This window comes from Streptomyces sp. SID5469 (assembly GCF_009862865.1).
Classification (GTDB): domain Bacteria; phylum Actinomycetota; class Actinomycetes; order Streptomycetales; family Streptomycetaceae; genus Streptomyces; species Streptomyces avermitilis.
In genome coordinates, this window is sequence record NZ_WWIN01000001.1 from 5,143,114 (window position 1) to 5,170,111 (window position 26,998).

Annotated in this window: 21 protein-coding genes and 2 tRNA genes; 4 read left to right on the forward strand and 19 right to left on the reverse strand. The window is 71.2% G+C overall.

Annotation, left to right across the window (positions count from 1 at the left end; all coding sequences use genetic code 11):
- Positions 1-79: 79 nt before the first annotated feature.
- The 9 genes from GTY58_RS21945 to GTY58_RS21985 form a co-directional block, all read right to left on the reverse strand.
- On the reverse strand, positions 80-1,576 hold the full coding sequence (locus GTY58_RS21945) for an MFS transporter (RefSeq protein WP_010985621.1): 1,497 nt from the start codon (positions 1,574-1,576) through the stop codon (positions 80-82).
- 111 nt (positions 1,577-1,687) lie between these two features.
- Positions 1,688-3,937, reverse strand: coding sequence for a glycosyltransferase family 39 protein (locus tag GTY58_RS21950; protein ID WP_010985622.1), 2,250 nt, complete (start codon positions 3,935-3,937; stop codon positions 1,688-1,690).
- Positions 3,934-5,475 carry a bifunctional glycosyltransferase family 2/GtrA family protein gene (locus GTY58_RS21955; RefSeq protein WP_010985623.1) on the reverse strand — a complete coding sequence of 514 codons (1,542 nt, stop codon included), beginning with the start codon at positions 5,473-5,475 and terminating at the stop codon, positions 3,934-3,936. Before GTY58_RS21955 ends, GTY58_RS21950 begins: the two co-directional genes overlap by 4 nt.
- A 14-nt stretch (positions 5,476-5,489) precedes the next feature.
- Positions 5,490-7,109: a HAMP domain-containing sensor histidine kinase gene (locus GTY58_RS21960; RefSeq protein WP_010985624.1), complete on the reverse strand. Its 1,620-nt coding sequence runs from the start codon at positions 7,107-7,109 to the stop codon at positions 5,490-5,492.
- On the reverse strand, positions 7,106-7,846 hold the full coding sequence (locus tag GTY58_RS21965) for a response regulator transcription factor (RefSeq protein WP_037647813.1): 741 nt from the start codon (positions 7,844-7,846) through the stop codon (positions 7,106-7,108). The genes GTY58_RS21960 and GTY58_RS21965 overlap by 4 nt, the downstream gene beginning before the upstream one ends.
- A 223-nt stretch (positions 7,847-8,069) precedes the next feature.
- Positions 8,070-8,999, reverse strand: a complete 930-nt coding sequence (locus GTY58_RS21970) for an amidohydrolase family protein (RefSeq protein ID WP_010985626.1) — start codon at positions 8,997-8,999, stop codon at positions 8,070-8,072.
- Positions 8,983-9,510 (reverse strand): antibiotic biosynthesis monooxygenase, encoded by a 528-nt coding sequence (locus tag GTY58_RS41695; protein ID WP_338058989.1) that lies wholly within the window; start codon positions 9,508-9,510, stop codon positions 8,983-8,985. Before GTY58_RS41695 ends, GTY58_RS21970 begins: the two co-directional genes overlap by 17 nt.
- 59 nt (positions 9,511-9,569) lie before the next feature.
- Complete coding sequence (locus tag GTY58_RS21980; RefSeq protein WP_010985628.1) at positions 9,570-10,433, reverse strand: DUF2797 domain-containing protein; 864 nt, start codon at positions 10,431-10,433, stop codon at positions 9,570-9,572.
- An 80-nt stretch (positions 10,434-10,513) separates the two neighbouring features.
- Positions 10,514-10,951: a hypothetical protein gene (locus GTY58_RS21985; RefSeq protein WP_037647660.1), complete on the reverse strand. Its 438-nt coding sequence runs from the start codon at positions 10,949-10,951 to the stop codon at positions 10,514-10,516.
- 351 nt (positions 10,952-11,302) lie between these two features.
- Between GTY58_RS21985 and GTY58_RS21990 the strand changes: the two genes are divergently transcribed.
- Positions 11,303-11,707, forward strand: a complete 405-nt coding sequence (locus GTY58_RS21990) for a peptidoglycan-binding domain-containing protein (RefSeq protein ID WP_010985630.1) — start codon at positions 11,303-11,305, stop codon at positions 11,705-11,707.
- Positions 11,708-11,823: 116 nt separating this feature from the next.
- On the opposite strand, the gene GTY58_RS21995 is transcribed toward GTY58_RS21990, so the two are convergent.
- Positions 11,824-11,896: transfer RNA gene (locus tag GTY58_RS21995), tRNA-Arg, on the reverse strand.
- Between the two features lie 205 nt (positions 11,897-12,101).
- Positions 12,102-12,192: transfer RNA gene (locus GTY58_RS22000), tRNA-Ser, on the reverse strand.
- Between the two features lie 216 nt (positions 12,193-12,408).
- On the opposite strand from GTY58_RS22000, the gene GTY58_RS22005 reads away from it, so the two are divergent.
- Both GTY58_RS22005 and GTY58_RS22010 read left to right on the forward strand, forming a co-directional pair.
- Positions 12,409-12,876, forward strand: coding sequence for an SSI family serine proteinase inhibitor (locus GTY58_RS22005; RefSeq protein ID WP_010985631.1), 468 nt, complete (start codon positions 12,409-12,411; stop codon positions 12,874-12,876).
- A gap of 290 nt (positions 12,877-13,166) precedes the next feature.
- Positions 13,167-17,606 carry a PAS domain-containing protein gene (locus tag GTY58_RS22010; RefSeq protein ID WP_010985632.1) on the forward strand — a complete coding sequence of 1,480 codons (4,440 nt, stop codon included), beginning with the start codon at positions 13,167-13,169 and terminating at the stop codon, positions 17,604-17,606.
- Positions 17,607-17,696: 90 nt separating this feature from the next.
- On the opposite strand, the gene GTY58_RS22015 is transcribed toward GTY58_RS22010, so the two are convergent.
- The 8 genes from GTY58_RS22015 to GTY58_RS22050 all read right to left on the reverse strand — a co-directional run bounded on the left by GTY58_RS22015 (position 17,697) and on the right by GTY58_RS22050 (position 25,695).
- The gene (locus tag GTY58_RS22015; protein WP_010985633.1) at positions 17,697-19,373 is read right to left on the reverse strand and encodes a long-chain fatty acid--CoA ligase; all 1,677 of its coding nucleotides are present in this window, start codon (positions 19,371-19,373) and stop codon (positions 17,697-17,699) included.
- A gap of 167 nt (positions 19,374-19,540) precedes the next feature.
- Positions 19,541-20,086, reverse strand: a complete 546-nt coding sequence (locus GTY58_RS22020; RefSeq protein WP_037647668.1) for a SigE family RNA polymerase sigma factor — start codon at positions 20,084-20,086, stop codon at positions 19,541-19,543.
- Between the two features lie 182 nt (positions 20,087-20,268).
- On the reverse strand, positions 20,269-21,435 hold the full coding sequence (locus GTY58_RS22025; RefSeq protein WP_010985635.1) for a lipid-transfer protein: 1,167 nt from the start codon (positions 21,433-21,435) through the stop codon (positions 20,269-20,271).
- On the reverse strand, positions 21,432-21,827 hold the full coding sequence (locus GTY58_RS22030) for a MaoC family dehydratase (protein WP_010985636.1): 396 nt from the start codon (positions 21,825-21,827) through the stop codon (positions 21,432-21,434). Before GTY58_RS22030 ends, GTY58_RS22025 begins: the two co-directional genes overlap by 4 nt.
- Entirely contained in the window at positions 21,824-22,960 is a 1,137-nt protein-coding gene (locus GTY58_RS22035) for an acyl-CoA dehydrogenase family protein (RefSeq protein WP_010985637.1), read from the reverse strand. Before GTY58_RS22035 ends, GTY58_RS22030 begins: the two co-directional genes overlap by 4 nt.
- 1 nt (position 22,961) lies before the next feature.
- Positions 22,962-23,912 (reverse strand): bifunctional MaoC family dehydratase N-terminal/OB-fold nucleic acid binding domain-containing protein, encoded by a 951-nt coding sequence (locus tag GTY58_RS22040; RefSeq protein ID WP_010985638.1) that lies wholly within the window; start codon positions 23,910-23,912, stop codon positions 22,962-22,964.
- Positions 23,909-25,198, reverse strand: a complete 1,290-nt coding sequence (locus GTY58_RS22045) for an acyl-CoA dehydrogenase family protein (RefSeq protein WP_010985639.1) — start codon at positions 25,196-25,198, stop codon at positions 23,909-23,911. The genes GTY58_RS22040 and GTY58_RS22045 overlap by 4 nt, the downstream gene beginning before the upstream one ends.
- A 260-nt stretch (positions 25,199-25,458) precedes the next feature.
- Complete coding sequence (locus GTY58_RS22050) at positions 25,459-25,695, reverse strand: hypothetical protein (RefSeq protein WP_010985640.1); 237 nt, start codon at positions 25,693-25,695, stop codon at positions 25,459-25,461.
- A gap of 380 nt (positions 25,696-26,075) precedes the next feature.
- Between GTY58_RS22050 and GTY58_RS22055 the strand changes: the two genes are divergently transcribed.
- Complete coding sequence (locus GTY58_RS22055; RefSeq protein ID WP_010985641.1) at positions 26,076-26,993, forward strand: bifunctional DNA primase/polymerase; 918 nt, start codon at positions 26,076-26,078, stop codon at positions 26,991-26,993.
- Positions 26,994-26,998: the final 5 nt, after the last annotated feature.

The window sequence follows — 26,998 nt, forward strand, 5'->3', positions numbered from 1 at the left end:
TCAGACTTCGGACTTCGGACTTCGGCGGGCGCGGTTCCGGAATACCCGGATCCGCCCCCTCCCTGATGCTAAGCGGGCGCTACGCGGACGCCGCCACCGCGGAGTCTGCCCGCTCCGCCCGGCGCAGCAACGCCGCCGCCAGCAGTCCGCCGAGCAGCACGGCCACCGCGCCCACCAGCTGGCTGGTCTCCAGGCCCGATGAGAACGCGTCCGTGATCCGTCCGCGCTCCTCGGCCGATCCCGCCGACGCCAGCGCCGCCGGCAGCGAGGACGCCGCGACCGGGATCAGCGCGGCGAAGCGGGAGTTGAGGACCGCGCCGAGCACCGCCACGCCCAGGCCGTTGCCGAACTCGGCGAGCGTGCCGTTGATGCCCGCGCCCACGCCCGCCTTCGCCGGGGGGATCGCGCTCATGATGGCGTACGCCATCGCGGGGTTGGCGAGCGCGCAGCCCGCGCCGATGAGGAGCAGGCCGACGAGCGTGCCGCCGTAGCCGTCGGCGGCGAGCGTCGCGATCGACACCAGTCCGCCGGACATCAGCGCCATGCCGAGCGCGATCGACACCGGCGCGCCCAGCTTCGCCGTCCACTTCGCCGACAGCCCCGAGAAGTTCAGCGCCACCACCGAGAGCGCGAGCGGGGCCGTCCGCAGGCCCGCCTCCAACGCCCCGTACCCGAGGACGAACTGGAGGTGCTGGGTGAGCAGGAACAGCGCGCCGCCCATGCCGAAGGTGATGAGCACCGCCCCGGCGACCGCGCCCGTGAAGCGCCGGTCCCGGAAGAAGTGCAGGTCCAGCATGGGGTACGGGATCCGGCTCTCCCAGTACGCGAAGGCCCCCAGCACGGCCACCGCCACGGCCGCGGTCAGCAGCACCCTGCCCGAGGTCCAGCCGTGCTCCGGCCCCGAGATGATCGCGTACACGAGCGAGGTCATGCCGATCGTGGAGAGTACGGCGCCCAGGGCGTCGGGCCGGTCGCCGCTCGGATTCTTCGACTCGGGCACGAGGGCGATGACCGCGACCAGCCCCAGCGCCGCCACCGGCAGGTTGATCAGGAAGATCGCGCCCCACCAGAAGTGGTTCAGCATGAAGCCGCCGAGAAGGGGGCCGACCGCGAAGCCCAGCGCGTTCACCGCGCTCCAGATGCCGATCGCCTTCGGGGTCTCCTCGGGCGAGAAGATCTGCATCGCCACGGCGAGGGTCGTGGTCAGCAGCAGCGCGCCGCCCACACCCATCCCGGCCCGCGCGGCGATCAGCTGCCCGGTGGAGTCGGCGAGTCCGGCGATCAGGGAACCGACGCCGAACAGCGCGAGCCCCGCGATCAGCATCTTCTTGCGGCCGTAGCGGTCGGCCGCGCTGCCCGCGGTGAGCAGCAGCCCGGACTGCACCAGCGAGTAGGCGTTGATCATCCACTGGATGTCGGAGGTCGCCGCGCCCAGCTCCCGGGTGAGGGAGGGGATCGCCACGTTCAGCACGGTGTTGTCGAGCAGGACGGTGAGCTGCGCGAGGCAGATGACACCGAGGATCAGCCAGCGCTGGGGGTGGCCCTGGGGGACCTCGGGAGCCGGGGAGGTGGACATGCTGTACACCGTAGAACAGTCCCTGTACGCCGTACAACGCACTAAGGCGGTGGCCGGGGCTCTCGCCCCGGCCACCGCCTCGACCGCCTTGTGGGAACCGTCAGGAGACGGTCAGCTGCCGGACTTCTTCGTCAGGTCGTAGAAGGTGGACGAACCCACGGTGACCTTCGTGAAGTTCTTCTCCACCCAGCTGCTGATCCCCGAGGAGGTGCCGGAGCTGCTGCCGCCCATCCCGCCGCCCGTGCCGCTGGAGATGAAGTAGTGGATCTTGCCGTCCGCCACGTACTCCTTGAACTGGGCCAGCGTCGGTGACGGGTCGCTGCCGTTGAAGCCGCCGATCGCCATCACCGGGTCGCCGGTGGAGAGCTGGTAGCTCGCCGCGTTCTGCGCGCCGATGGCCGCCGCGGCCCAGGTGTAGCTGTCGGCGTCGGTCTCCAGCAGCTTCTTGGCCGCGGAGCTGACGCTGGCACCGCTGAGCAGACCGCCCATGCCGCCGCCCATGCCGCCGCGCTCGCCCGTCTGACCGCCGCCGGGCATGCCGCCCTGCTGGTTCTGGCCCTGGGCGTTGCCGTTGCCGTTGCCGTTCTGCTGGTTGCCGCCGAAGCCGCCGGTCGGGGGCTGGCCCATGCCGCCGCCCTGCTGACCGCCGCCCTGCGGACCGCCTCCCTGCTGGGTGTTGCCGGTGCCGCCCTGCTGGTTCTGGCCGGCTCCGGGGAACCCGCCGCGCATGCCGCCACCGCCGCCGCCGGGACCACCACCACGGCCGCCCATGCCGGCGCCGGCCGGACCGGCCGTGACGATCGAACCCGTGTGACCGGTGTTCACCGTGCTCAGCGTGTACGCCGTCGGACCCGCGACCGAGGCCACGAAGCTCAGGCCGACCGCCGCGAGAGCGAGCCGACGGCCCAGCTTGGCCGCGAAGACCAGGCCCAGCGCGCCGGCCAGGCCGCCGACGAGGACGAACCACTTCAGCCAGGGCAGGTAGTCCGAGGTGCGGTTGAGGAGCACATAGCCCCAGACCGCACTCGCCACGACGGCGCCCGCGAGGGTCAGCGAGGCCCAGACCTTCGTCCGCTCCTCCCACAGGACGGTGGCGCCCATGCCGATCAGGGCGGCGATGTAAGGAGCCAGGGCCACCGTGTAGTACTGGTGGAAGATGCCCGCCATGAAGCTGAAGATGAGGCCGGTCATCAGCAGCGCGCCGCCCCAGGCGAGGAACGAGCCGCGGACCAGGTCGGTGCGCTTGGCCTTGCGGGTGAGCCACAGGCCCGCGACGAAGAGGATCAGCGCGGCGGGCAGCAGCCACGAGATCTGACCGCCGATCTCGGAGTTGAACATCCGGTTCCAGCCGGTCTCACCCCACTGGCCGGTGCCGCCGCCACCGCCACCGCCACCGCCGCCGACGCTGCCGGTCTCCTCGCCGTTGATGCGGCCGAGACCGTTGTAACCGAAGGTCAGCTCCAGGAAGGAGTTGTTCTGCGAGCCGCCGATGTACGGGCGCGAGGAGGCCGGCCACAGCTCGACGATGGCGACCCACCAGCCGCCCGCGACGACCATCGCCACACCCGCGAGGGCGAGCTGTCCCAGGCGCTTCTTCAGCTTCACCGGCGCGCAGACCGCGTACAGCGCGGCGAGGGCCGGAAGGATCAGGAAGGCCTGGAGGGTCTTCGTCAGGAAGGCGAAGCCGACCGCGGCACCGGCCCAGAGCAGCCACTTGGTGCGGCCGTCCTCCAGGGCGCGGATCACGAAGTAGACCGAGACGGTCATCAGGAGCGCGAGTATCGCGTCCGGGTTGTTGAACCGGAACATCAGCGCCGCGACGGGGGTCAGCGCGAGCACCGCGCCCGCGATCAGACCGGCCGCGGGGCTGAACCGGCGGCGGATCGCCGCGTACAGCACGGCGACCGTGGCGATGGCCATCAGCACCTCGGGGACGAGGATCGCCCACGAGTTGAGGCCGAAGATCCGCACCGACAGCTCCATCGGCCACAGCGAGGCCGGGGGCTTGTCGACGGTGATGGCGTTGGCCGAGTCGAGGGAGCCGAAGAAGAACGCCTTCCAGCTCTTGCTGCCGGCCTGGACGGCCGCCGAGTAGAAGGAGTTGGCGTATCCGGAGGAGCTCAGGTTGTACAGGTACAGCAGCCCGGTGGCGGCCAGCAGGCCGAGGAACGCGGGACGCGTCCAGCGCGGGTCCTCGGGCCGGCCGCGCCAGAGTCTGCGGAGGAACGGCTGCTCGGGATCGCCGGATCCGGGTGCCGGGGCGCCGGGAAGCGCGGGTTCCCGCACCGCCGTACTGTTCGGCGGCGGTCCCCAGGAGGGGCTCGCGTCCCCCTGATACGTCGTATCGGGCTGAGTGGTCATCGTGCGTTCCTCGGATCGTGATCGTGCGGGCGCACGGCCTGCATCTGCATGGTCGAGTCCCCCCAGGTACGGTCCGCGGCTTCGCCGGCGCGGAACTGGGCTGTGTCGTACGGAGCCGCGGGCGCCGGGGGGCGCTGGGGCTGCGGCGAGTGCTGGCCCTGGTACTGGCCCTCGTACTGGCCCTGGTACTGGCCCGGATGGTGGCCCTGGTGGTGGCCCTGGTGGTGCGGAAGCGCCGTCGAGTAGGTGGGCGAGGACGGGGCGTGGGACGCGACGACGGTCGACTCCGCGTCGGCGTCGCGCCGGTCCGGGAACACCCAGGCGCGGAAGAGCAGGAACCGCAGGACCGTCGCCGCGAGGTTGGCGGCGATGAGGACCGCCAGCTCGGTGGCGTGCGCGGGGCTGGAGGTCGCCGCGTTCAGCGCGGCCAGCGAGCCGCTGGTGAGGGCGAGTCCGATACCGAAGACGACCAGGCCCTGTGCCTGGTGGCGGACGGCGCCGCCCCGGCCGCGTACCCCGAAGGTCAGGCGCCGGTTGGCCGCCGTGTTGGCGACCGCCGAGACCAGCAGGGCGAGCGCGTTGGCGATCTGCGAGCCGGTGAACGAACGGAAGCCGCTGTAGAGCAGCAGATAGAAGAGCGTGGACAGACCGCCGACCACGCAGAATCCGACCAGCTGGCGGGCCAGGCCCTTGGGCACGTCGGCCAGTTCACGATCGCGGGGGTCGTCCCCGAAGGGCCGGGCGAGCCGGTCCAGCGACAGCGATCCCGTGGCGAGAGCCCTTCCTACCCGCCACACCCCCTTGAGGTCGTCGGTCGCGGTCTTCACGATGTGCACCGTCGAGTCCGGGTCGTCGACCCAGTCGACCGGCACCTCGTGGATCCGGAGTCCGGCACGCTCGGCGAGCACCAGCATCTCGGTGTCGAAGAACCAGCCGCTGTCCTCGACCAGGGGCAGCAGCACCTGAGCCACATCACGGCGGATCGCCTTGAAGCCGCACTGCGCGTCGGAGAAGCGGGCTTGCAGCGAACCCCGCAGGATCAGGTTGTACGTACGGCTGATGAACTCCCGCTTGGCGCCGCGCACCACACGCGACGAGCGGGACAGCCGGGAACCGATCGCCAGGTCGGAGTGACCCGAGATCAGCGGCGCCACCAGCGGCAGCAGCGCGTTGAGGTCGGTGGACAGGTCGACGTCCATGTACGCGAGGATCGGGGCGTCCGACGCGGACCAGACGGTGCGCAGCGCCCGGCCGCGCCCCTTCTGCTCCAACCGGAAGGACTTGACCTCGGGAATCTCCGCCTCCAGCCGCGCGGCCACCTGGGGGGTGGTGTCCGTGGAAGCGTTGTCCGCGATCGTGATGCGGAACGCGTACGGGAAGGTGCGCGCGAGGTGCTCGTGCAGTCTGAGCACACATGGCTGGAGGTCCTTCTCCTCGTTGTAGACGGGGATCACTACGTCCAGGACAGGCGTACCGGCGTTTCCGGCCGGGAGGTGCTCCCGCGCCGGCAGGTTGCCGGGAGAAGAGTCGGTTCGCATGCGAACGACTCTCGTCAAACGGCCTGTTGCACCCATGTGGTGGCGCTGTGCTGTGCCTGTGAGTGCGATTGCCAGTTTGTTTCGGGGGCAAGCGCCGGCAGATGCACGGTGAACACGGTGCGGCCCGGGACGCTGTCGACGGTCACCGCGCCGCCGTGCGCGGCCGCCACGGCCTGCACGATGGCAAGCCCGAGTCCGGTCGACCCGGAGGAACGGGAGCGCGACGAATCGCCTCGCGCGAACCGTTCGAAGACATGGGGAAGCAGATCCGGCGGGATGCCCTGTCCGTCGTCCTGGACGTCCACGCACAGCCACGGCCCGTGCCGGTGGACGCGCGCGGTGACGGTCGTACCGGGTGGGGTGTGGGTGCGGGCGTTCGCGAACAGGTTGACGAGGACCTGTTGCAGACGGGCGGCGTCCGCCGACACCAGCGCCGGTTCGTCGGGCAGTTCGAGCCGCCAGTTGTGGTCGCGCCCGGCCGCCCGGGCGTCGCTGACGGCATCGATGACAAGGGGTACGAGGTCGGTCTGCTCGTACTGGAGGGGCCGGCCGGCGTCGAGCCGCGCGAGCAGGAGGAGGTCCTCGACGAGGAGGGTCATGCGGCCGGCCTCGGACTCGATCCGCCCGAGGGCGTGCCGGGTGTCGGGACCGGTCTGTTCCCGGCCGCGGCGGGTCAGCTCGGCGTATCCACGGATCGACGCGAGGGGGGTACGCAGCTCATGACTGGCGTCCGCGACGAACTGCCGTACGCGCATCTCGCTCTGCTGGCGCGACTGGAGGGCGCCGTGGACGTGGTCGAGCATGCGGTTGAGGGCGGCGCCGACCTGGCCGACCTCGGTGTGCGGGTCGGTCTCGGACTCGGAGACCCGCTCGTTGAGGGTCACCTCGCCGGTGTGCAGCGGGAGTTCGGAGACACGGGTGGCGGTGGCGGCGACCTTGCGCAGCGGGCGCAGGGCGACACCGACGAGGACGGATCCTGCGATGGCGGCGGCGACGAGACCGGCGGCGGTGACACTGACCTCGACGAGGATCAGGGTGTTGATGGTGTTGGTGACGTCCTGGGTGGGGAGGGCGACGTAGTACCCACCCTTTCCGTCGGGACTGGCAACGTACTCGACCCGGTACTCCCCGAACGACGGGATGTTCACGTCGTGCGTGCCGCTCTTCGGCACCGAGGTGAGAGCCGCCGTCTGCGCGTCGTCGAGTGTGCCGGCGTCCATTTTCTGACCGGCGGTGTCGGACGACTTGAACTCGGCGACGACCGCCTTGACGACCGTCCCGCCACTGTCCTGGTAGGCGGCCATGGTCTTGACCTGCGGACCTCCCCGCTGGACGAAGCTGGTGAGCCGGGCGCTCGGTGACTGCTGCTCCACCGCGTCCCCCGCGGGGCCGTGGTCCGGGACTTTGCCGCCCGGCGGTTTGGCGCCGCCGGACGCGCGCATGGCGGTCTCGTGCAGCTTGCCGTTGAGCTGCTCGTCCAGATGCTGGTCCAGCGCGATGGTCGTCACCGTGCCGATGACGGCACACACCACGGCGATGAGCGCCACCGCCGAGACGACGAGCCGCGTCCGCAGCGTGCGCGGCTGTCGTCCTCGCCCTCGCCGCTGCGTACGCGGTCGTCGTCGTCCGCTCATGACACCGCGGGCTTGATCAGGTAGCCGGCTCCGCGTCGGGTGTGGATCATCGGCTCACGCCCGGCGTCGATCTTGCGCCGCAGGTACGAGATGTAGAGCTCGACGACGTTGGCCTGGCCGCCGAAGTCGTACGACCACACCCGGTCGAGGATCTGCGCCTTGCTGAGTACACGCCGGGGATTACGCATCAGGAACCGCAGGAGTTCAAACTCCGTGGCGGTGAGGTGGATGTTCTCCCCGGACCGCGACACCTCGTGACTGTCCTCGTCCAGGGTGAGGTCTCCGACGACGAGCATGGAGTCGGAGCGCCGGTCGGCGGCACCGGAGCGGCGGATCAGCCCGCGCAGCCGGGCCACGACCTCTTCCAGGCTGAACGGCTTGGTGACGTAGTCGTCGCCGCCGGCGGTCAGGCCCGCGATCCGGTCCTCGACCGCGTCCTTGGCCGTGAGGAACAGGACGGGCACGTCGGGCAGTTCGCGCCGCAGGCGCCCCAGGACGGTGAGGCCGTCCATGTCCGGCAGCATCATGTCGAGAACGACAGCGTCGGGACGGAACTCGCGCGCGGTCTGCACCGCACCCTGCCCGTCGCCCGCGCTGCGGATCTGCCAGCCCTCATAGCGAAGGGCCATGGACAGCAGTTCGGTGATCGACAGTTCGTCGTCCACCACAAGCACTCGGACGGGGCTCCCGTCCGGCCTCAGCAGTTCGGTGCGCCCCTGGGGCGAGGTCGTGGTCATGGTGGACACCATGTCGGGGCCCCCTGAGAGAACGCTTTCTGGAACCTGTGATTTTCCTAAGAAACGCACAGGCGCCTCTCAGGAAACACCTGAAAACTTGTCCGATCCGCCGGAATTCCGGGGCCCATGGTCCCTCCACGCGGAGCGGGAGTGACCGAGGGCACCCGCTCTCCTCATGAACAGTCTGTGCGTGGGCTGGGAAGGCGTGTGCGGCTATGAGGGTTCATGAGAGTTCCTGCGGCTGCGCGAGCCCGAAGAGTCGCGCTCCGTTCCCGTGGCAGACCGAGCGGAGCCAGTCGTCACCGAGCCCGAGCCGCTCCAGGGCGTACAGCTGGTCGACGTACCGATAGGGGATGTTGGGGAAGTCCGTACCCAGCAGAATGCGGTCGCCGAGGCCGGCGAGCCGGGGGCGGGCCCCCCGGGGGAAGGGCGCGAGCCGCTCGCTGAAGTCGGTGAACGCCATGGTCGTGTCCAGCCGGACCTCCCCGTACCGCTCGGCCAGGTCGAGGAAGTCCTCGTACTCGGGCATGCCCAGGTGCGCGACGACCAGCCGCAGCCGGGGATGCCGGGCGAGCACCTGGGCGACCGGTCCCGGCCCGGTGTGCTTGCCGGGCGCGGGCCCCGATCCGCAGTGCATCACGACCGGGACCCCGGCCTCGGCGAGCAGTCCCCAGACCGGATCGAGCAGCTCGTCGGCGGGGTCGTACGCCCCCACCTGCACATGGGCCTTGAAGACACGGGCGCCTTGCTCGACGGCCTCCAGCACGTACGCCTCGACACCCGGCTCCGGGAACAGGGTCGCCGTGTGCAGGCAGTCGGGGGTACGCCGGGCGAAGTCGACGGCCCAGGAGTTGAGCCATCGCGCCATGCCGGCCTTGTGCGGGTAGAGCATGGCGGTGAAGGCCCGGACGCCGAATTCCCTGATGGTCGCGAGCCGTTGGTCCTCGTCGGAGCGGTAGGTGATGGGCCACTCCAGCCCGCCGGTCAGGGGGCCGAGCCCGTCGAAGTAGTCCCAGACCTTGCGCAGGACGCGCTCGGGCATGAAGTGGGTGTGGACGTCGACGAGGCCGGGAAGCCCGAGGCGCTCCCAGAACCGGCGTACGGCAAGGATCTCCTCGCCGGTTCCGTCAGTCCCGCTACCGCTCCCGCGCACGCTCAAAACTGTGACTCCGCTCGACCTTGGCGACATGGAGGGTGTAGCTCTCGTACCAGTGGGCTCGACCGTACTGCTGCGCCGCGCGGTGCTCCAGGTGGCTCCGCCACTCCTCGACGGCGTCCAGGTCCCGGAAGTACGCGACGGTGATCCCGAGCCCACCGGGCGTACGCGCCATGTCCGCCCCGAGGAACCCCGGAATCTCCTTGACCAGCTCCTCCATACGCTCGGCGGTCTCCCCGTATCCGTTGTCCCCCTCGGTCCGTACGGAGGTGAAGATGACGGAGTAGTAAGGGGGTTCGTGGGCGGGGGTGGGGGTGGGGGCGGAGGCTGGGGAAGGGGCGGAGGCTGGGGAAGGGACGGGGGCGGGGGCGGCGGGTGTACCGCCGGGAGACGCTCCTCCGACAGGTGCAACGCGGTGATCGCTCATGTCACCACGATCGGCCCCGATTTCACCCGCGGTCCAGCGCCTTTCCAAAAGGGATCCAAGAGGGATCCAACTCTTGACCATCACTCCGGAGCGAGGGAAGGACGAGAGAAGGACCGAGGAAGGGCCCAAGGAAACTCCCCTCAGAACAGCCCGTCCTGCACGGTCGCCTCCCTGAACTCCCGCACGGGCACGGTGAATCCGGTGTCCCCGGCGGTCAGCTCCCACCCCGTCATCAGCCGCGTGTCGAGGACGATGACGCCCCGCTCGGTCGCCAGATGCAGATCGGGTCCGGCGACGGCGAGCACCTCACCGCCCACCGCACCGCCCGCGACGAGCTCACTCACCACGCCGTCGGCGGGCGGGAGGCCCTCCAGCCCGAACGCCTCTTCATGGTCGACGACCTGGAACGGCTCCCGCTCCAAGGACTCCGGCCATCCGTCGAGGACCACCGCCCGCGCATGCAGTCCGGCGATCTCGGCGCCCCGCTCCCCGGCCCCGGGCAACGCCGCCCGCACCGCCCGCTTGTCGGCGTACGGAATCCGGTCGGGCACCTTGAGCGCGGCCCGCAGCAACTCCTCGGCCCGCCGCGCGGCCATCAACGGCCCGCGCCCCAGCCAGCTGAAGCAGACGGCCCCCTGTTCCAACAACCGCGCCGACCCGCGCTCGACCGCCGTGATCCCCACCTTGACCATGCCGGTCCCGAACCACGCGAGATACACGTGGTACGGCCGCGGATCATCGGCGAGGGTGTCGGCGGCCACGGAGTGCGCCCGGTCCAGCCGCGCACACTCCTCGCACCGCGCCCCCGCGCTCCGCCCCGACACGGCCGCCCGCACGGGACACGCGTGCCCCCGTGCTCCCACACACGTCCGCGCACCCCCCGTCACCACCCCAAAGGCCACCCGCTTCCCCCGCGGCAGAGCACTCCGCACCCCGCCCTCCCACACCAGAACAGCCCCGTCGCCGCTCCACCGCAGCCCCGTACATCTCCACGCCTGTGCCATCCCTCACGAGATTAGGCGGCACCACTGACAACGCCGGCCGCCATCCCGCCCGCACCGAGCCGCCCGCGCCGAGCCCGCTCTCACTTCAAGTGATCGCGCACCACATCGAGGAACGCCTTTCGGCTGGGACGGATGTATGCCCAGACCTTCTCGTCCTGCGGCTCTCCCGGATCCTCGGGACCCTTTCTGATCACGTCCTGAACGTCGTACGCCAGACGACGGGCCGCCGCGTTGACCTCGGACGCGCACAGCATGTGAATCGTCTTCTGCGCCACCCACATCCTGTCGACAGCCTGCATCTGCCGTGCTTGCCACTGCTCGTCGGCCAGATGGTGGTGATAGCGGTCTACGGCGACCCGTTCGGCTTCCTGCACGACGGCCAGGAAGTCGATGAGATGGGTGACGCGTTCGTTACGGCGCGCCTCGGCGCGCTCACGAGCACTCCGTCGCACTTCGGCCCGCTCCGACGCACGTCCGAGTGAGTACTGGGCCAACGACGACACAACCACACCGAGCACGACGCCGAGGAGCGGCGTGAACCTTGTCCATGTCACACCCCACCGTGGCACCGGCGAGATGTGACATCACCGTTCTTTTGGATATTTCAGACGACACCGCTTCTCATGGTGTATCCACCCCCATCGGCTGCCACCTCCGCCACCTCCGCCGGTCTGCCCGCGCGTGGGAGTACTGACGGCGCGAAAGGTGTGCGCCCACCTGTCGGCCTGCACGGCGGGAGTGGGAGCTCTCGGAACCTGCCCCGGCTTCCCGCTGCGGGCGCCGCCGGTGTACCCCGCGCGCCCGGCACCGCGCTCTGCCCCGACCTGCTTCATGCGGTTGGACTGAAGGTCTCACCCAGGGAGGCCACGATGCCGAACCAGATCACACGGGCTGCTGCCGCGCTTGTGCTCCTCACCAGTGCCCTCGGCGGCGTCAGCGTTGTCGGTGCCACCGCCGCGAACGCCGCCGGCACATGCGACCGCGCCAAGAACTACCAGCACGCCTTCGTTCCCGCCTCCGAGTCGGGAGTGGACTGCCAGCTCGCCCTCGGCAACCGCGGCGACGGCGTCCTGGCTCTGCAACGCACGCTTCGAAGGTGCTACGGGTCAACCATCGTCGCCGACGGCATCTTCGGCCCCTCCACCAGGGACGCACTGAAGTACGCGCAGCACCAGGCCGGGACCCAGGATGACGGCGTCTACGGCCCGAACACCCGACGGGCCATAAAGCACCGCCCGAGCTCCTGGCCCTACGGCTGCCAGCGGGTGAGGTAGCACCCCCAGAAGAACTACACCCCTCGGCGCTTCCAGCCGCGCTGATATCAGCGACTGACATCAACCGCTGACGTCAAAGGCCCCCTGAGATCATCTCAGGGGGCCTTTGATCTGTGTGCACTCGGCAGGATTCGAACCTGCAACCTTCTGATCCGTAGTCAGATGCTCTATCCGTTAAGCTACGAGTGCTTGTTTTGTTGTCCTGCTGTCGTTTCGCTCCCGGTTCTTTCGACCCGCTCGCGGCGACAGGAAGAACATTACATGACTGCCGCCGCCATGTGAAATCCGTTTGCCGCACCCCTTGCGACCTGCGCAAACGTGTTCTGGGGCGTGATGATGACCGTAGACGCGCCGAAGCCCCGGTCCAGCTGGACCGGGGCTTCGGATCTTGCTGCGGAGGCGGAGGGATTTGAACCCTCGATGGGATTGAAGTCCCAAACCGCATTAGCAGTGCGGCGCCATAGACCGGACTAGGCGACGCCTCCCGCACAACCGCCCGCGCGAGACGCGAGTGGTGCGTGCAGATGATGACACAGCCGAGTGGGGTGTCACCAATCGCCCCCTACGGTACTAGGCAGGCGGCCCACAGAGCAAAGTCCGCATCGTTCCGGGAGGCTCCCGGCCCGGCGGCCGGGCAACCGGAGTGCCCGCGACGTTCCCCGGTCGCGCAACCGCCCGGCCTCCGCGCCGTTAGTCAGGCCATGTTCCAGCTCTCGACGCACACCCCACGCGGCGTTCTTCTCACCGTCGCCGCCCTCGCCGCGTACGCGGCGCCCACCACCGCGTACGCCCAGGGTCTCCCCCTTCCCCCGGCGCCGGTCCGCGGCGACGAGGTAGGCGATCACCTCACCGTCACCGTCAGCCACGCGGGCCGTGCCGACGGGACGTACCGGCTGCGCTGTCATCCCGGCGGCGGCAGCCACCCGGACCCCGGCGGTGCCTGCGGCACGCTCGACCGGCGGACCATCTGGGGCCGTGACCCCTTCTCCCCGGTCGCGCCGGACGGCCTCTGCACGATGCAGTACGGCGGCCCCGCCACCGCGTATGTCACCGGCACCTGGGCCGGGCGCCCCGTCAACGCGACGTACGACCGCAGCGACGGTTGCCAGATCGCCCGCTGGAACGACCTCGTCCCCCTCCTGCCCGACCTCCGTTCGCCACGCTCGTAGCGGCAGTCCGGGCTCCGTCCGTAGCGGCACTCCGACCTGCGTTCGACCGGGCACGCGGGTCTCGTGGCGGGGCACGGTGCGGTCACGGTCCGGTCCCGGATGAAGTCGGGGTTCGGCGGGGCGACCTGCGTGGTCACAGGTTCTGCGGGTCTTCTGCGTGCGACCTCCCTCTCATCCGGCGCCGCGAGCGCAACCACTGCCCGTAGACTCCCTCGCGTGACACGCTGCGGGCCGATTGGCAAGATGGCCTCTGCGGTCAGCACGGTGCAGTAACAGGGAGGAAGCGACTCGTGAGCAGCAGGCCATCCCGAGGCGCTGCTCGCCTCGCAGCCATACTGGATGCGCTCCCCGACGCGTTGGTACTGGTCAACGCCAACGGGACCGTTGTCAACGCCAACACCATCGCGCTGGAGGCGTTCGAGACCCCGGGTACGGCCCTGGTGGGTCGCGGGCTGCTGGATCTGCTGCCCGAGTTCGACTCCCGGCTCATCCCGGGCTCCATGCGCCGGCCCGACTCCATGGACCCGCGCGGACGGACCAAGCCGACCCGGATGGTGGCCCGGCGGACCGACGGCAGCGAGTTCCCGGTCGAGGTCACCAGCGCGAACCTCGAGAACGGGCAGCAGGCCTACGACGGTTACGGCTACACCGGCGACGAACTGCTGATGCTCGTCGTACGCGACCTGTCCGGCACCGTCGACACCGAGGCCGAACTCGCCCGCTCGCAGCGCCAGACCGAGATGATCCTGCGTGCCGCCGCCGAGGGCGTGGTGGGTACGGACACCGACGGGCGGATCGTCCTCGTCAATCCCGCCGCCGCGCAGATACTCGGTTTCCGGGCCAGCGATCTGGGCGGCCAGGAACTGCACCCGCTCATGCTGCACTCCCGCGAGGACGGCGAGCCCTTCCCGTACGAGGAGTCCCCGCTCGCCGACACCCTGCGCTCCGGGCGCAAGCACCGGGTGCGCGGGCAGGTGCTGTGGTCCAAGAGCGGGGACAAGGTGCCGGTCGACCTGACGACCGCGCCCGTACGCGACGGCGACCAGCTCGTCGGCGCCGTGATGACCTTCACCGACCGGCGGCCGTACGACACCCTCGCCGAGGAGAAGGACAAGGCCGAGGAGCAGCACGAGCAGGAACTCGCGCGGATCGCCGAGGAGCACGACGAGGAGCTCAAGCGGCTGCGCGAGGAGCACACCGCCGAGCTCACCGAGCTGCGCGAGCTGCACGAGGAGGAACTCGCGGCGGGCGACGAGCGCTATGCCGCCCTGGGCGAGCGGGAGAAGGACCGCCACGAGGTACTCACCGCGCGGCACGAGCAGCTGCTCGCCGTGCTCGGCCAGTCCCTGCGCGGTCCGCTGGACCAGCTCCGCGGTGAACTGTCGAAACTCGCCGCCGACGACGCCGGGCAGCTGTGGCCCGAAGCCAACCAGGTGCTGCACCACCTCGCGGCGGGCTATTCGCGTATCACCACGCTCGTCGACAACGTCCTCGGCTACCAGCGCCTCGACTCCGGCGAGGACGATCTCGTCCGTACGACGACGATGCTCGACGCGGTCGTGGCGGCCGGTGTCGACGGTGCCGTCGAACTGATCGGGCCCGGGCGCGTCCAGTTCGCCGTGCACGCGCCGCCCATCGAGGCCGAGGTCGACCCGCAGCGGCTGGCGACCGCGCTCGCGCATCTCATCGCCGACGTCGCCGGTGTCGACTCGACGGGCAACTCGCCCGTCTCGGCCGGCGGCTATATGGACAACACCGTGGTCGTGGCGGCGGCGCAGCGCGGCGAGGTCGTACGCATCGAGGTGCGCGGGCCGTACGCCGGGGGAGACCTGGTGCACCAGCCGATCGTCCGCGGCATCGTGCGTTCCCACGGCGGTGTGCTGCAGACGCACGAGGTGCCGGGGATGAGCGGCAACGCGTACGTCCTCGAAGTACCGATCGGCGGCGGCGCGGGGACGGTCGCGCCGGGCGCGGTACCCGCTCTTGCGCCCCCTGTGGCGGCCGACGCGTCGGCCGGTGTGGTGACCGGCGCCGAGGTGGCTCTGCCCGAGCAGGCCTCGCAGCAGGGCGGCGGGCGGCGGCGGGCCCGGCGGTCGTCCGTGGATGCCTTCCTGGAGAGTGAGGTGGGGGGCGACTCCCCTTCGGGCGCTGTTCCCGCCACCTCCTCGGACACGGGCGCGGCCGCGCCCACCGGGCGGCGCAGGCGGCGCGCGGCGGACGGGCCGGCGGCCGACGAGGTGTCGGTCCCGGTTCAGGGGTCCGAGGCCGAGAACGACAAAGACGCCGGGCCTTCCGGCGGTACCGGGCGACGCCGTGGGCGGCCGAGCCCGGTCGAGGGCGCCGCTTCGGACGCCGCGGACGGGCTCGGTCAGAGCGTGGCTCAAGGTGTCGCCGAGGGCGCGGTCGTCACGGCGGCCGAGCACGCGGCGGGGACCGCCGCCACCGGGCTGGGCCAGACCGTGCCACCGCAGGGCGTGCCCACGCCCTCGGGCCGACGTGCCCGCCGGGGCGACGAACGACAGGCATTGCCTGCTGCGCTTCCCGCGGCTCCCTCCGGAGCCGGGACCGGAGCCGGCGCCGGCTCCGGAGCCGGCGTGCCCGAGGACGCGAATGGCGCGGCGCAGCCGACCGGACGCCGTCGGCGTGCGCTGGCCGCCGCCAACGAGCGCGCCGCTTCCCCGGACTTGGGCCCCCGACAGGTGTTCGCGCTGCCGCCGGCCGAGGCGGACCGGGGGCCGGAGTACGACGCCGGCCTACCGCACGCGGAGACCGGCGTCGGGGTCGGAGTCGGAGTCGGAGTCGGAGTCCAGGCTGTCGGCGCCGAGGCCGCCCCTGCCGACGGCCATGATCAGGCCGACGAAGGCCGTCACGACGCGATGGCGCACGATCCGGCCGACGACCACACTCCGCCGCAGCCGCATCCGGTAGCCACACCGAGCGGCCGCCGCCGGGCCCGTCCGGCAGCGACGCCGGCCCAGGGGCAGCCGACGCCGGCCCAGGCAGCACCCGGCCAGCCGGTTCCCGGTCAGGGTCAGGGCCAGGTGCCGGGTGGCGCGGACGCACCGGCGGGTATGCCCGTGCCGGGCCAGACCGGTCCGCGCCAGCCCGGTCCTGGCCAGGCGATTCCCCATCAGGTCGCTCCGGGGCAGGTCGCGGCCGCCCAGGGTCTTCCGGCGCAGGCCGCTCCTGGCCAACCCGTTCCCTCGCAGTCCGGGCAGGCGGCCCAGGCGCAGCTCGCCCCCGCCCCGCAGGCACAGCCCGCACCCGGTCAGCCTGTCCCTGGTCAGCCCGTGCCCGCGCAGGTCCCGCCCGCCGCCGACGGATCCGTGAGCGGCGTTCCCTCGGGCGCCGACCCCGCCCTAGGACCCACCCCAGCTCCCCAGGCTCCCCAGCCCGCCGCAGCCCCGCAGCCGCAACCGTGGCCCGCGGGTGCCCACGCCACGTCCGGCGCCGGTACGCCCCTCGTGGCCGGGCAGCAGCCTCCCGCCGCACCGCAGCCCACAGCCACGCCCGCCCCCGGCACCCCGCTGCCGCCGGAGCGCGCCGCTCAGCCCCGGGCCGCGCAGCCGCTGCCCGCCGAGGCCGCCGCGCCCATCGACCCCAACTCGACCCAGGGGCGCGCGATCAGCGTGCGTACCCTCGGGCAGGGCGTACCGTTCGCGCGTCAGGCGGCCGCGCAGAACAAGCCCGGCGCCCAGGCCCAGCCGCGCCCCCAGTCCCAGACGCCGACGCCTCCGCCGCACCAGACCAACGGCTCGGGTCGGCGCCGCAAGCTCGGCACCCCTCCCGAGCCCGCCGCCGAGCGCCCGGAGAACGCGGCCCGGCCGCAACCGCAGGCCGGCCAGTCCCCGCAGGCCCGGCCGGCCGGGGCCACCGACGGCGCCGGACGGTCGTACGCCATAGGAGCCCCGGACAAGAACGCCGACGAAGGCCCCGAGCCGCTCGACGGCCCCGGCGGTGCCGTCGAGATCGCCGACCAGCCCCATCCCCGGCCCGTGGACGACGAACTGCCCCCGGAGCCGCTGGACAACCCGCGTCGGCTGCTCGTCTGGCCCGCACCGGATGTGACGACCCAGCAGGCGCTCAGCGACCGCGGCTACCGGCCCGTGATCGTGCATTCGCGCGAGGAGGTCGACGCGCAGATCGCCGCCTTCCCGGCCGCGCTCTTCGTCGACCCGCTCACCGGGCCGATCACGCGTACCGCGCTCCAGTCGCTGCGTCAGGCAGCGGTGGCCGCCGAGGTTCCGGTCCTGGTCACGGCGGGACTCGGGCAGGCGACACGCGAGGCGGCGTACGGCGCCGACCCCGCCGTACTCCTGAAGGCGCTGGCCCCGCGGGACTCCGAGCAGCATCCGCCGCGGGTGCTGCTCATCGAGGAGCACGCGGAGATCTCGCTGGCACTCACATCGACGCTGGAGCGGCGCGGTATGCAGGTCGCGCGGGCCGCGTCGGACGAGGACGCGGTCACCCTGGCCGGGCAGATGCGGCCGAACCTGGTGGTGATGGACCTGATGCAGGTACGCCGCCGCCGGGCCGGAATCGTCGACTGGCTGCGGGCGAACGGCCAGCTGAACCGCACGCCCCTCGTCGTCTACACGGCCGCCGTCGATCAGGCCGAGCTGCCGCGCCTGGCCTCGGGCGAGACAGTCCTGTTCCTGGCGGAGCGCTCGACGAGCACCGAGGTGCAGGAGCGGATCGTGGACCTGCTCGCACGGATCGGCACCAACTGACGGCCGCCGGGCGATGAAATGACCTCACACCTACGTCGACGGGGGCGCTGTTTCACGTGAAACAGCGCCCCCGTCGACGTACTCGCACCGCTAGATCTGCGTGATGTCCAGCTCGCCCTCGGCGTACTGCCTGCGCAGCACCTTCTTGTCGAACTTGCCGACACTCGTCTTGGGCACCGACTCGATGATCGTCCAGCGCTCGGGAAGCTGCCACTTGGCGATCTTCGCCTCGTCGGCGAGGAAGGTGCGGAGCGTGGCGAAGTCGGCGGTGGCGCCTTCCTTCAGCACGACCGTGGCGAGCGGGCGTTCGCCCCACTTGTCGTCCGGAACGGCGACAACGGCGGCTTCGGCGATGTCCGGGTGCGCCATGAGCGCGTTCTCCAGATCGACCGAGGAGATCCACTCGCCGCCGGACTTGATGACGTCCTTGGCCCGGTCGGTGAGGGTGAGGAAGCCGTCGGGGCTGATGGTGCCGACGTCACCCGTCTTGAGCCAGCCGTCCTCGCTGAACTTGTCGGCGGGGCGCAGGGGCTCGGCGTCCGGGCCGTTGTAGTACGCGCCCGCGATCCACGGCCCGCGCACCTCCAGCTCACCGGCGGACTCGCCGTCCCAGGGGAGCCGTTCGCCGCCGGGGCCGCTGAGGCGCGCCTGGACGCCGGACGGGAAGCGGCCCTGGGTGAGGCGGTAGGCGAACTCCTCGTCCGTACCGACCGCATGGGCCGGCGGCCGGGCCACCGTGCCCAGCGGGGACGTCTCCGTCATGCCCCAGGCGTGGCAGACGCGCATGCCGAGCTTGTCGAAGGCCGCCATGAGGGCGGGCGGGCAGGCCGAGCCGCCGATCGTGACCTGGGTGAGGGAGGAGACGTCGCGGGGCTTGGCGTGCAGCTCGGCGAGCAGGCCCTGCCAGATGGTCGGGACGGCGGCGGCGTGCGTCGGCCGCTCGCTCTCGATCATCTCGGCGAGCGGCGCGGGCTGGAGGAAGCGGTCCGGCATGAGGAGGTTGACGCCGGTCATGAAGGTCGCGTGCGGCAGACCCCAGGCGTTGACGTGGAACTGCGGGACCACGACGAGGGAGGTGTCCTGGTCCGTCAGGCCCATCGACTGGGTCATGTTGACCTGCATGGAGTGCAGATAGATGGAGCGGTGGGAGTAGACGACGCCCTTGGGATCGCCGGTGGTCCCGGAGGTGTAACACATGGCCGCTGCGGAGCGCTCGTCCAGCTCGGGCCAGTCGTAGGAGACCGGCTTGCCGGCGATCAGCTCCTCGTACTCGTGGACCTGGACGCTCGCCCCGTCCAGCAGCGAACGGTCGCCGGGGCCCGAAACGACCACGTGCTCGACCGTCTTGAGGTGCGGGAGCAGCGGTGCGAGGAGCGGGAGCAGCGAGCCGTTGGCGATGACGACCCGGTCGGCGGCGTGGTTGGCGATCCACACCAGCTGCTCCGCGGGGAGGCGGAGGTTGAGCGTGTGCAGGATCGCGCCCATGGCGGGGATCGCGTAATACGCCTCGACGTGCTCGGCGTTGTTCCACATGAGCGTGGCGACCCGGTCGTCGTCCACGATGCCGAAGTCCTCGCGCAGAGCGTGCGCCAACTGGGCGGCACGGGCGCCGATCTCGGCGTAGGAGCGGCGCTGCGGCTCGCCCTCGCCGGTCCAGGTGATCACCTGCGACGAACCGTGGATCGTGGACCCGTGGGTCAGGATCCTCGAGATCAGCAGCGGTACGTCCTGCATCGTGCTCAGCACGGTGTCCTCCCGGGGCGACATTGCCTACGCGGTAGTAAGGGTTGCCGCTGATTCTGCGCACATACCGAGCGGTATGTCACTACTCCCCGGGATGATCGATCAGGGCATGTGACGCGACGAACAGCCGCAGCGATGAACAACCGATGCGCTGGACAAACCGCAGGACGAACAGCCACGGAAGGAACGGCCTAGCGAACCGGCTCCAGCTCCGGGTCCTCACGGAGCTTGCCCAGCGCGCGCGAGACCGCCGACTTGACCGTGCCGACCGACACCCCGAGCACCTCGGCCGTCTGCGCCTCGCTCAAGTCCTCGTAGTACCGCAGGACCACCATCGCCCGCTGGCGCGCGGGCAGCTTCGTGATCGCGCGCCACATCGCGTCGTGCAACGCCTGCTGCTCGGCCGGATCACCGGCGGTGACGCCCTCCGGCTCCGGCAGTTCTTCGCACGCGAACTCGTCGACCTTCCGCTTCCGCCACTGCGACGTCCGCGTGTTCAGCAGCGCCCTGCGTACATAGCCGTCGAGCGCCCGGTGGTCCTCGATCCGCTCCCAGGCCACATAGGTCTTCGCCAGCGCGGTCTGCAGCAGGTCCTCGGCATCGCTCGGGTTCGCGGTCAGCGACCGGGCGGTACGCAGCAGCACCGGCTGCCGGGCCTTCACGTACGACGTGAACGACGGGTACGGGAGGATCCGCGTCGCCGCGTTCGAAGCGCTGGTGCAGACGGGTGTGGTCATGGCTCCACGCTAGGTTCGCCCCCTGTTCCGGCGGATCGGCCGCAGGTCCCGAAGCGGTGTCCGCCTCAGGTTGTAGGAAGGGGGCCGGCTCCACCTCCTGAAGGTGGACGAGCGGTCCCCAGCCCCTGAGGGTTCACCCCTGAGACCTCGCCCCGCCCGCAGTCGTCAGCCCCGCACCCCGTTCATCCGTCCACCCCCAGAATCAGCCCCGACGTGGGGACACCGGTGCCCGCCGTCACCAGGGCCCGGGCGGCTCCGGGTAGCTGGTTCACGGCCGTGCCGCGCAGCTGTCGTACCCCTTCCGCGATGCCGTTCATTCCGTGCAGATACGCCTCCCCCAACTGCCCCCCGTGCGTGTTCAGCGGAAGTCGCTCGGCTGCCACGAAGTCGGCCGCTTCGCCCGGCCCGCAGAAGCCGAACTCCTCCAGCTGCATCAGCACGAACGGGGTGAAGTGGTCGTACAGGATCCCCACGTCGATGTCCGCCGGGGCCAGCCCGGACGTCCGCCACAGCTGCCGGGCCACCACTCCCATCTCCGGGAGCCCCGTCAGGTCGTCCCGGTAGAAACTGGTCATCTGCTCCTGCGCGCGACCCGCCCCCTGGGCGGCGGCCGTGATCACCACGGGCGGACGCGGCAGGTCACGCGCCCGCTCCACGGAGGTCACCACCAGCGCCTGGCCGCCGTCCGTCTCCTGACAGCAGTCCAGCAGGCGCAGGGGTTCGACGATCCAGCGGGAGGCCGCGTGCTCGGCGAGGGTGATGGGTCTGCCGTGGAAGTACGCCGCCGGGTTCGTCGCCGCATGCTTGCGGTCCACGACGGCGACCTGCCCGAACGCCTCCGGGGTCAGCCCGTACGTGTGCAGATAGCGCTGGGCCGCCATCGCCACCCATGACGCGGGGGTGAGCAGCCCGAACGGCAGCGACCAGCCCAGCGCCGCCCCCTCCGCCGACGGCTCCCGGTGCCGCACTCCGGAGCCGAAGCGGCGGCCCGACCGCTCGTTGAACGCGCGGTAGCAGACCACGACCTCGGCCACCCCGGTCGCCACCGCGAGCACGGCCTGCTGAACCGTCGCGCATGCCGCGCCGCCCCCGTAGTGGATCCGCGAGAAGAAGGACAGCTCCCCCATCCCGGCCGCCTGCGCCACGGTGATCTCCGGGCTGGTGTCCATCGTGAACGTGACCATGCCGTCCACGTCCGCCGGTCTCAGCCCCGCGTCGTCGAGCGCGGTCCGCACCGCCTCCACCGCCAGCCGCAGCTCGCTGCGCCCCGAGTCCTTGGAGAACTCGGTGGCCCCGATCCCGACGATCGCCGCACGCCCACCGAGGCTGTCTCTCGTCCGTACGCTCATGACGCGCTCCCGGGTGGGACGGTGACCGTCACGGTTCCCCTGACGTGGGTGCCGATGCCGTTCGCCCCGATGACCTTCACGGTCGCGGTGTCGCCCTCGACCTCCACGACCGTGCCGGTCAGCACCATCGTGTCGCCCGGGTAGTTGGGGGCACCGAGGCGTATGGCCACCTTGCGGAGGACCGCGCCCGGGCCGAAGTGGTCCGTGATGTACCGCCCGACCAGGCCGTTGGTCGTCAGGATGTTCATGAAGATGTCGGGGGAGCCCCTCCGCCGTGCGGACTCCGCGTCGTGGTGCACGTCCTGGTAGTCGCGGGACGCGATCGCCCCGGCGACGATCAGCGTGCGCGTGACCTCGATCTCCAGCGGCGGCAGCTCCTCACCGCGCTTCATCTCTCCACCTCCCCGTACGCGATCAACTCCCCGAGCTCCTGGAGCACTTCGCTCCCGCACCCCAGGTACGCGTCCAGCTGGCGCCCCCAGAGGAAGTGCCGGTGGACCGGGTGCTCGAGGTCGGCTCCCGCTCCGCCGTGCAGATGCTGGCCCGTGTGCACGACCCGCTGCCCCGCTTCCGAGGCCCACCAGGCCGCGGTCAGGGCCTGAGCGGCGTACGGCAGGCCCTCGTCGCGCCGCCAGGCCGCCTCGTACGCCGTCAGCCGTATCGCCTCGGTGTCCATGTACGCGTCGGCGGCCCGGAGTTGCACCGCCTGCTTGGCGGCGAGCGGGCGCCCGAACTGCTCGCGGGTGTTCGTGTGCGCCACCGCCCGCGCCAGCGACCCCGCGCACACCCCGGCCTGCAACCCCGCGAAGGCGGTACGTGCGGTGGCGACCACGTCCGCGTAGACCTGATCGATGTGGTCGTTATCGATCAGATCGTGATCGATGCGGTCGTGATCGACACGTTCGTGATCGACACGTTCGTGATCGACACGTTCGTGACCGGCGCCGTCATGGTCCCCGCCGAGCCGCTCGGCCGGTGTCCCGTCCAGTGTCAGTCGCCCGGCCGACCAGGGCGCCGTCAGCTCCACCGGCTCGCAACGCGCGTCGGCGGTCCGCACCAGCCACAGCCGCCGCCGGTCGTCCGCGACAAGGACATGCGTGGCGTCCTGGAGCCAGGGCACCACCGGCGCGGTGCCGCTCAGCCCGCCGCGCGCGCCGGCCCCTACACCTCCCTGGGCGGGCAACGCCCCGCTCACCACCACCGAACCGTCCCCGATCCCCGGCAGCAACCGCTCGCGCTGCTCGGGCGACCCATGTGCCGCCACCGCCAGCAGCCCGTACACACAGCTCGCCGCGAACGGCACCTGTGCCGTCGTGCGCCCCTGCTCCTCCAGCAGGAGCACCAAGCCCAGGAGGCCGACGTCCGTCACCGCGGCGACGAGCCCCGCCGAGCACAGCGTCTTCCACAGCGTGGCATCGGAGCCGGTCCCCGCGGCCGACAGGCGGTCGTGGGTGGAGAGGTCGCCGAAGATCCGTGCGGCGAGGTCGCGGGCCGCCGCCTGATCCTCCGTCGGCGTGAAATCCATGTCAGCCCCCACCGCCCCCGGCGCCCTCACCGGCCCGGAACACCGGCAGCTCCAGATCGTCGTCGTAGCGCACGAATTCCAGACGTACGGGCAGGCCGATCCGCACCTTGTCGTACGGCACCCCGATCACGTTGCTGACGATCCGCACGCCCTCGGCCAGCTCGATCAGACCGACCGCATAGGGAGGGTCGAAGGCGGGGAAGGACGGGTGGTGCATGACGACGTACGAGTAGACGGTCCCTTCGCCGCTCGCCTCGACCGTGTCCCACTCCGCACAGCCGCACGCGTTGCACCCCGGCAGCCAGGGGAAGCGCAGCGTTCCGCAACCGGCGCACCGCTGGATCAGCAACTGGTGGTGCTCGACACCCGCCCAGAACCCGGCGTTGTCCCGGTTCACCACCGGCCGGGGCCTGCGGGTGCCCTCGTCGGCCGGAGCCTTTCGGGTGTCCGGGGTCCGGTCGGGTGAGCGCTGGGCGTTCGGCGCGTACTTCAGGATGCGGAAACGGTGGGTGCCGGCGAGCTCTCCGTCCGCTCGTACGTCCATGCGGGTCGTCACGAAGTACCCGGTGCCGAGCTTCGTCCGCTTCCGCTCGGACACGGACTCGATGACCGCGTCGAAGGTGATCTCGTCCCCGGGCCGCAGCGGGCGCAGATACTCCTGCTCGCAGTCCGTGGCGACCACCGAGGCACAGCCGGCGTCGTCGAGCAGTCCCAGCAGATCGTCGTACGCGTCCGTCCGCCCTTCGTGCCCGGAGAGGCCGCCCATCGTCCACACCTGGAGCATGGTGGGCGGCGCCACGGCCGCCGGGCCCGCGTACGCCGAACCCGTGTCGCCCATCGCCTCGCACCAGTGGCGGATCATCGGCTCGTTGACCCGGTCCTTGCCCACGCCCCCGACCGCGGCGGGCCGCCCTTCGTACGCCTTCAGGCGTGCGTACAGCTCCTCCGTCACCGCCGCCCCCTCGTCATCCCGAGCCGCATCGTGGCCACGATCTCCCGCTGCACCTCGCTCACCCCGCCCCCGAACGTGTTGATCTGCGCCGCTCTGTTCATCCGCTCCAACTCACCGTCCCCGAGCACTCCCGGCGAACCGGAGCGGATCAGTCCTGCCTCTCCGACAATTTCCTGACACATGCGATACGTCGCGACAGTCGATTCAGTTCCCGCGAACTTCACCCCGCTCGCGTCGCCGGGGGCCGGCCCGCCCGCCCCCGCATCCCCCACCAAACGCCAGTTGAGCAGGCGCGTTGCCGCCAGCCGGGCATGCGCTTCGGCCAGCCGGGACCGCACCCAAGGCTCGTCAACCCGGCGCCGCCCGGTCACCGGATCGGGGGTACGTGCCGCCTTCAGCGCGGCCGTGCAGAAGTCCTCGGCCTGCATGCCGATCGCGGCGAGCGCGACCCGCTCGTGGTTGAGCTGGCTGGTGATGAGCCCCCAGCCTCCGTTCACCTCACCGACCAGGTTCGAGAAGGGGACCCGGACGCCGTCGTAGTACGTGGCCGTCGTGGTCAGGCCGCCCACCGTCTCGATCGGCGTCCACGAGAACCCGGGGGCGTCCGTGGGGACGAGCAGGATCGAGATGCCGTGGTGCTTGGGCGCGTCGGGGTCGGTGCGACAGGCGAGCCAGATCCAGTCGGCGTGCTGGGCGTTGGAGGTGAAGATCTTCTGCCCGTCGATCAGCCAGTCCCCGTCCAGGCCACCGCCTGCGTCCCCACCGCCGTCCCCGATTCCGTCCCCGATTCCGTCCCCGCCTCCGTCCCCGCCTCCGTCCCCGGTTCCATCCCCGCCTCCGTCCCCGGTTCCATCCCCGGCTCCGTCGTCCCGCACGGCGCGCGTCCGCAGGGAGGCGAGGTCCGTGCCCGCCGAGGGCTCCGAGTACCCGATCGCGAAGACGAGGTCGCCACTCAGGATGCGGGGCAGGAAGAACGCCTTCTGCGCCTCGCTCCCGTACCTCATCAGCGTGGGGCCGACGGTGTTCAGCGTGACCATCGACAGCGGTGCGCCCGCCCGGTACGCCTCGTCGAAGAACACGAACTGCTCATCCGCGCCACGCCCTTGCCCCCCGTACGCGACCGGCCAGCCGAGGCCGAGCAGTCCGTCGGCGCCGATGCGACGCAGCAGTGCGCGCTGCCGGCCGGGGTCGTCGGCGGGCGGCGGGCCGTCCGGCATCAGGTCCCGGAAGTACGTACGCAGCTCGGCGCGCAGCCGCTGCTGGCGTTCGGTGGGGGCGAGGTGCACGGCGGCGGCCCTCCCGGACCTCGTACGGGCAACGATTTCTGACTGTCCGTCAGACGCCGTGCACTGTCAAGGTCACGGGAGCTCAGCCCCGGGTCGCGGGGCTCGGGGCTCGGGCCGGAGGCACCCAGGGACCGTCCACGCGCGCGTGGTGCACGAAAACGTCTGCGCGGCGATGCCGAAGCACCGCCGCGCAGACGCTTTACCACTCCACAAAGCACCCCAGCGGTTTCAGGGCCGATGGGAGCGCATCGGCCCTGCGCTCACCAGAGGTTGCCGAAGTTGACGGCGACGTTCTCGTTCTTCTGGTTGATGGTCGTGAACGGGGACCCGTTCACCTGGGCCGTGTTGCTCTGGTTCGAGGCGCCGAAGCCCACCGCCTGCTGATACGTGATGGCCGAGTTGCCGTTGTCCGCCGCGGCAACGCCCGTGAACAGTGCGGCCGCAAGGGGCAGCGCGGCGACGGCGGCGAGGACGCGAGCGGTACGGATGCTTGCCATGTCTTTCCTCCAGAACCAGTGCGTACGGGCCCGGCTTCCGACCGGGACGTACATGAAGTACGGCTTGATCCAGGGCAGTTGGCCGACCGCCTCGGGCTGTGCACGACGTCGCGAATCAAGAGTTGCCCACCGAATCTCCCGCGAACCACCCCGGAAGCCGTGATTCGCCCTCAAGCGTGAGGACATGTCGATAAACCCCTTTCGTGACTCTTGCCACCTACAAACCCCCAGTCCGGGCCGGCGGAGGCGGCTCGGGTCAGGCGCCGCAAGAGGTGAAGCGTTTCGGCGCATCTGCATCCAAAACTCCCTCACCTCCGAGGCGCCCGGCACTCCCTCCCGGCCCTCTTCCCTTTTTCGAACACTCGTACGAACATGGAGGCATGGCCACCACTGACCGGCAGGCCACGACCCTGGCTCTGGCCCACGCCCTGTCCGCCGCCGAACGCGGACTCGCGGTGATCCCGCTGTCCCGCACCAAGCTCCCGGCCCTGCGCTCCCCCCACCGCGCCACCTCCGACCGCACCCCCTCCGACCGAGGCACGCCCCGCCACGACGTACCGGGCCCGACGGCCCCCGTCTGCCACGGCGAATGCGGCCGCTTCGGACACGGGGTGTACGACGCCTCGACCGATCCCCGGCGCATCCGCCGGCTCTTCGCGGCCGCCCCCTGGGCCACCGGCTACGGCATCGCCTGCGGCCTGCACCCGCATTTCCTGATCGGCATCGACCTCGACACCAAATCCGGTACGGACTCCTCGGCTGCCCTGCGCGAACTGGCCCTGCGCCACCTGTTCACCATCCCGGACACGGTGGTCGTGCTCACCCCGAGCGGGGGCCGCCATGTGTGGCTCAGCGGCCCGCCGGACGTCGTCGTCCCCAACTCCGCGGGCCGGCTCGCTCCCGGCATCGACATCCGCGGCGCAGGCGGCTATCTGGTCGGCCCCGGCTCACGCACCCGACACGGGGTGTACAGCACGGCTCCGGGCACCGCCCGCCTGGCGCCCGCGCCCTGCCCGACCGCCCTCCTGCGCCTGCTCACGCCCCCGCCCCGCACGCACCACCCCACGCCCCCGGCGACGGGCGAACACGGCCAGGGACTGGTCCAGTTCGTCCTCGCCGCACACGAGGGCCAGCGCAACACCCGCCTGTTCTGGGCGGCTTGCCGCGCCTACGAGAACGGCATCGGCCCCGATCTGTCCCCCGCTCTGATCGACGCCGCCGTCCACACGGGCCTCTCGGAACGCGAGGCCCGCTCGACGCTCGCGTCGGCGGCCCGGATGACGGGGCGGCGGCCCTGAGCCCA

What these genes read in the sequence shown, in the direction of transcription:
- GTY58_RS21945 (WP_010985621.1), bottom strand. Translation starts at nt 1,576, where the DNA reads ATGTCCACCTCCCCGGCTCCCGAGGTCCCCCAGGGCCACCCCCAGCGC.
- GTY58_RS21950 (WP_010985622.1), bottom strand. Translation starts at nt 3,937, where the DNA reads ATGACCACTCAGCCCGATACGACGTATCAGGGGGACGCGAGCCCCTCC.
- GTY58_RS21955 (WP_010985623.1), bottom strand. Translation starts at nt 5,475, where the DNA reads ATGCGAACCGACTCTTCTCCCGGCAACCTGCCGGCGCGGGAGCACCTC.
- GTY58_RS21960 (WP_010985624.1), bottom strand. Translation starts at nt 7,109, where the DNA reads ATGAGCGGACGACGACGACCGCGTACGCAGCGGCGAGGGCGAGGACGA.
- GTY58_RS21965 (WP_037647813.1), bottom strand. Translation starts at nt 7,846, where the DNA reads ATGACCACGACCTCGCCCCAGGGGCGCACCGAACTGCTGAGGCCGGAC.
- GTY58_RS41695 (WP_338058989.1), bottom strand. Translation starts at nt 9,510, where the DNA reads ATGGTCAAGAGTTGGATCCCTCTTGGATCCCTTTTGGAAAGGCGCTGG.
- GTY58_RS21980 (WP_010985628.1), bottom strand. Translation starts at nt 10,433, where the DNA reads ATGGCACAGGCGTGGAGATGTACGGGGCTGCGGTGGAGCGGCGACGGG.
- GTY58_RS21990 (WP_010985630.1), top strand. Translation starts at nt 11,303, where the DNA reads ATGCCGAACCAGATCACACGGGCTGCTGCCGCGCTTGTGCTCCTCACC.
- GTY58_RS22005 (WP_010985631.1), top strand. Translation starts at nt 12,409, where the DNA reads ATGTTCCAGCTCTCGACGCACACCCCACGCGGCGTTCTTCTCACCGTC.
- GTY58_RS22015 (WP_010985633.1), bottom strand. Translation starts at nt 19,373, where the DNA reads ATGTCGCCCCGGGAGGACACCGTGCTGAGCACGATGCAGGACGTACCG.
- GTY58_RS22020 (WP_037647668.1), bottom strand. Translation starts at nt 20,086, where the DNA reads ATGACCACACCCGTCTGCACCAGCGCTTCGAACGCGGCGACGCGGATC.
- GTY58_RS22025 (WP_010985635.1), bottom strand. Translation starts at nt 21,435, where the DNA reads ATGAGCGTACGGACGAGAGACAGCCTCGGTGGGCGTGCGGCGATCGTC.
- GTY58_RS22030 (WP_010985636.1), bottom strand. Translation starts at nt 21,827, where the DNA reads ATGAAGCGCGGTGAGGAGCTGCCGCCGCTGGAGATCGAGGTCACGCGC.
- GTY58_RS22035 (WP_010985637.1), bottom strand. Translation starts at nt 22,960, where the DNA reads ATGGATTTCACGCCGACGGAGGATCAGGCGGCGGCCCGCGACCTCGCC.
- GTY58_RS22050 (WP_010985640.1), bottom strand. Translation starts at nt 25,695, where the DNA reads ATGGCAAGCATCCGTACCGCTCGCGTCCTCGCCGCCGTCGCCGCGCTG.
- GTY58_RS22055 (WP_010985641.1), top strand. Translation starts at nt 26,076, where the DNA reads ATGGCCACCACTGACCGGCAGGCCACGACCCTGGCTCTGGCCCACGCC.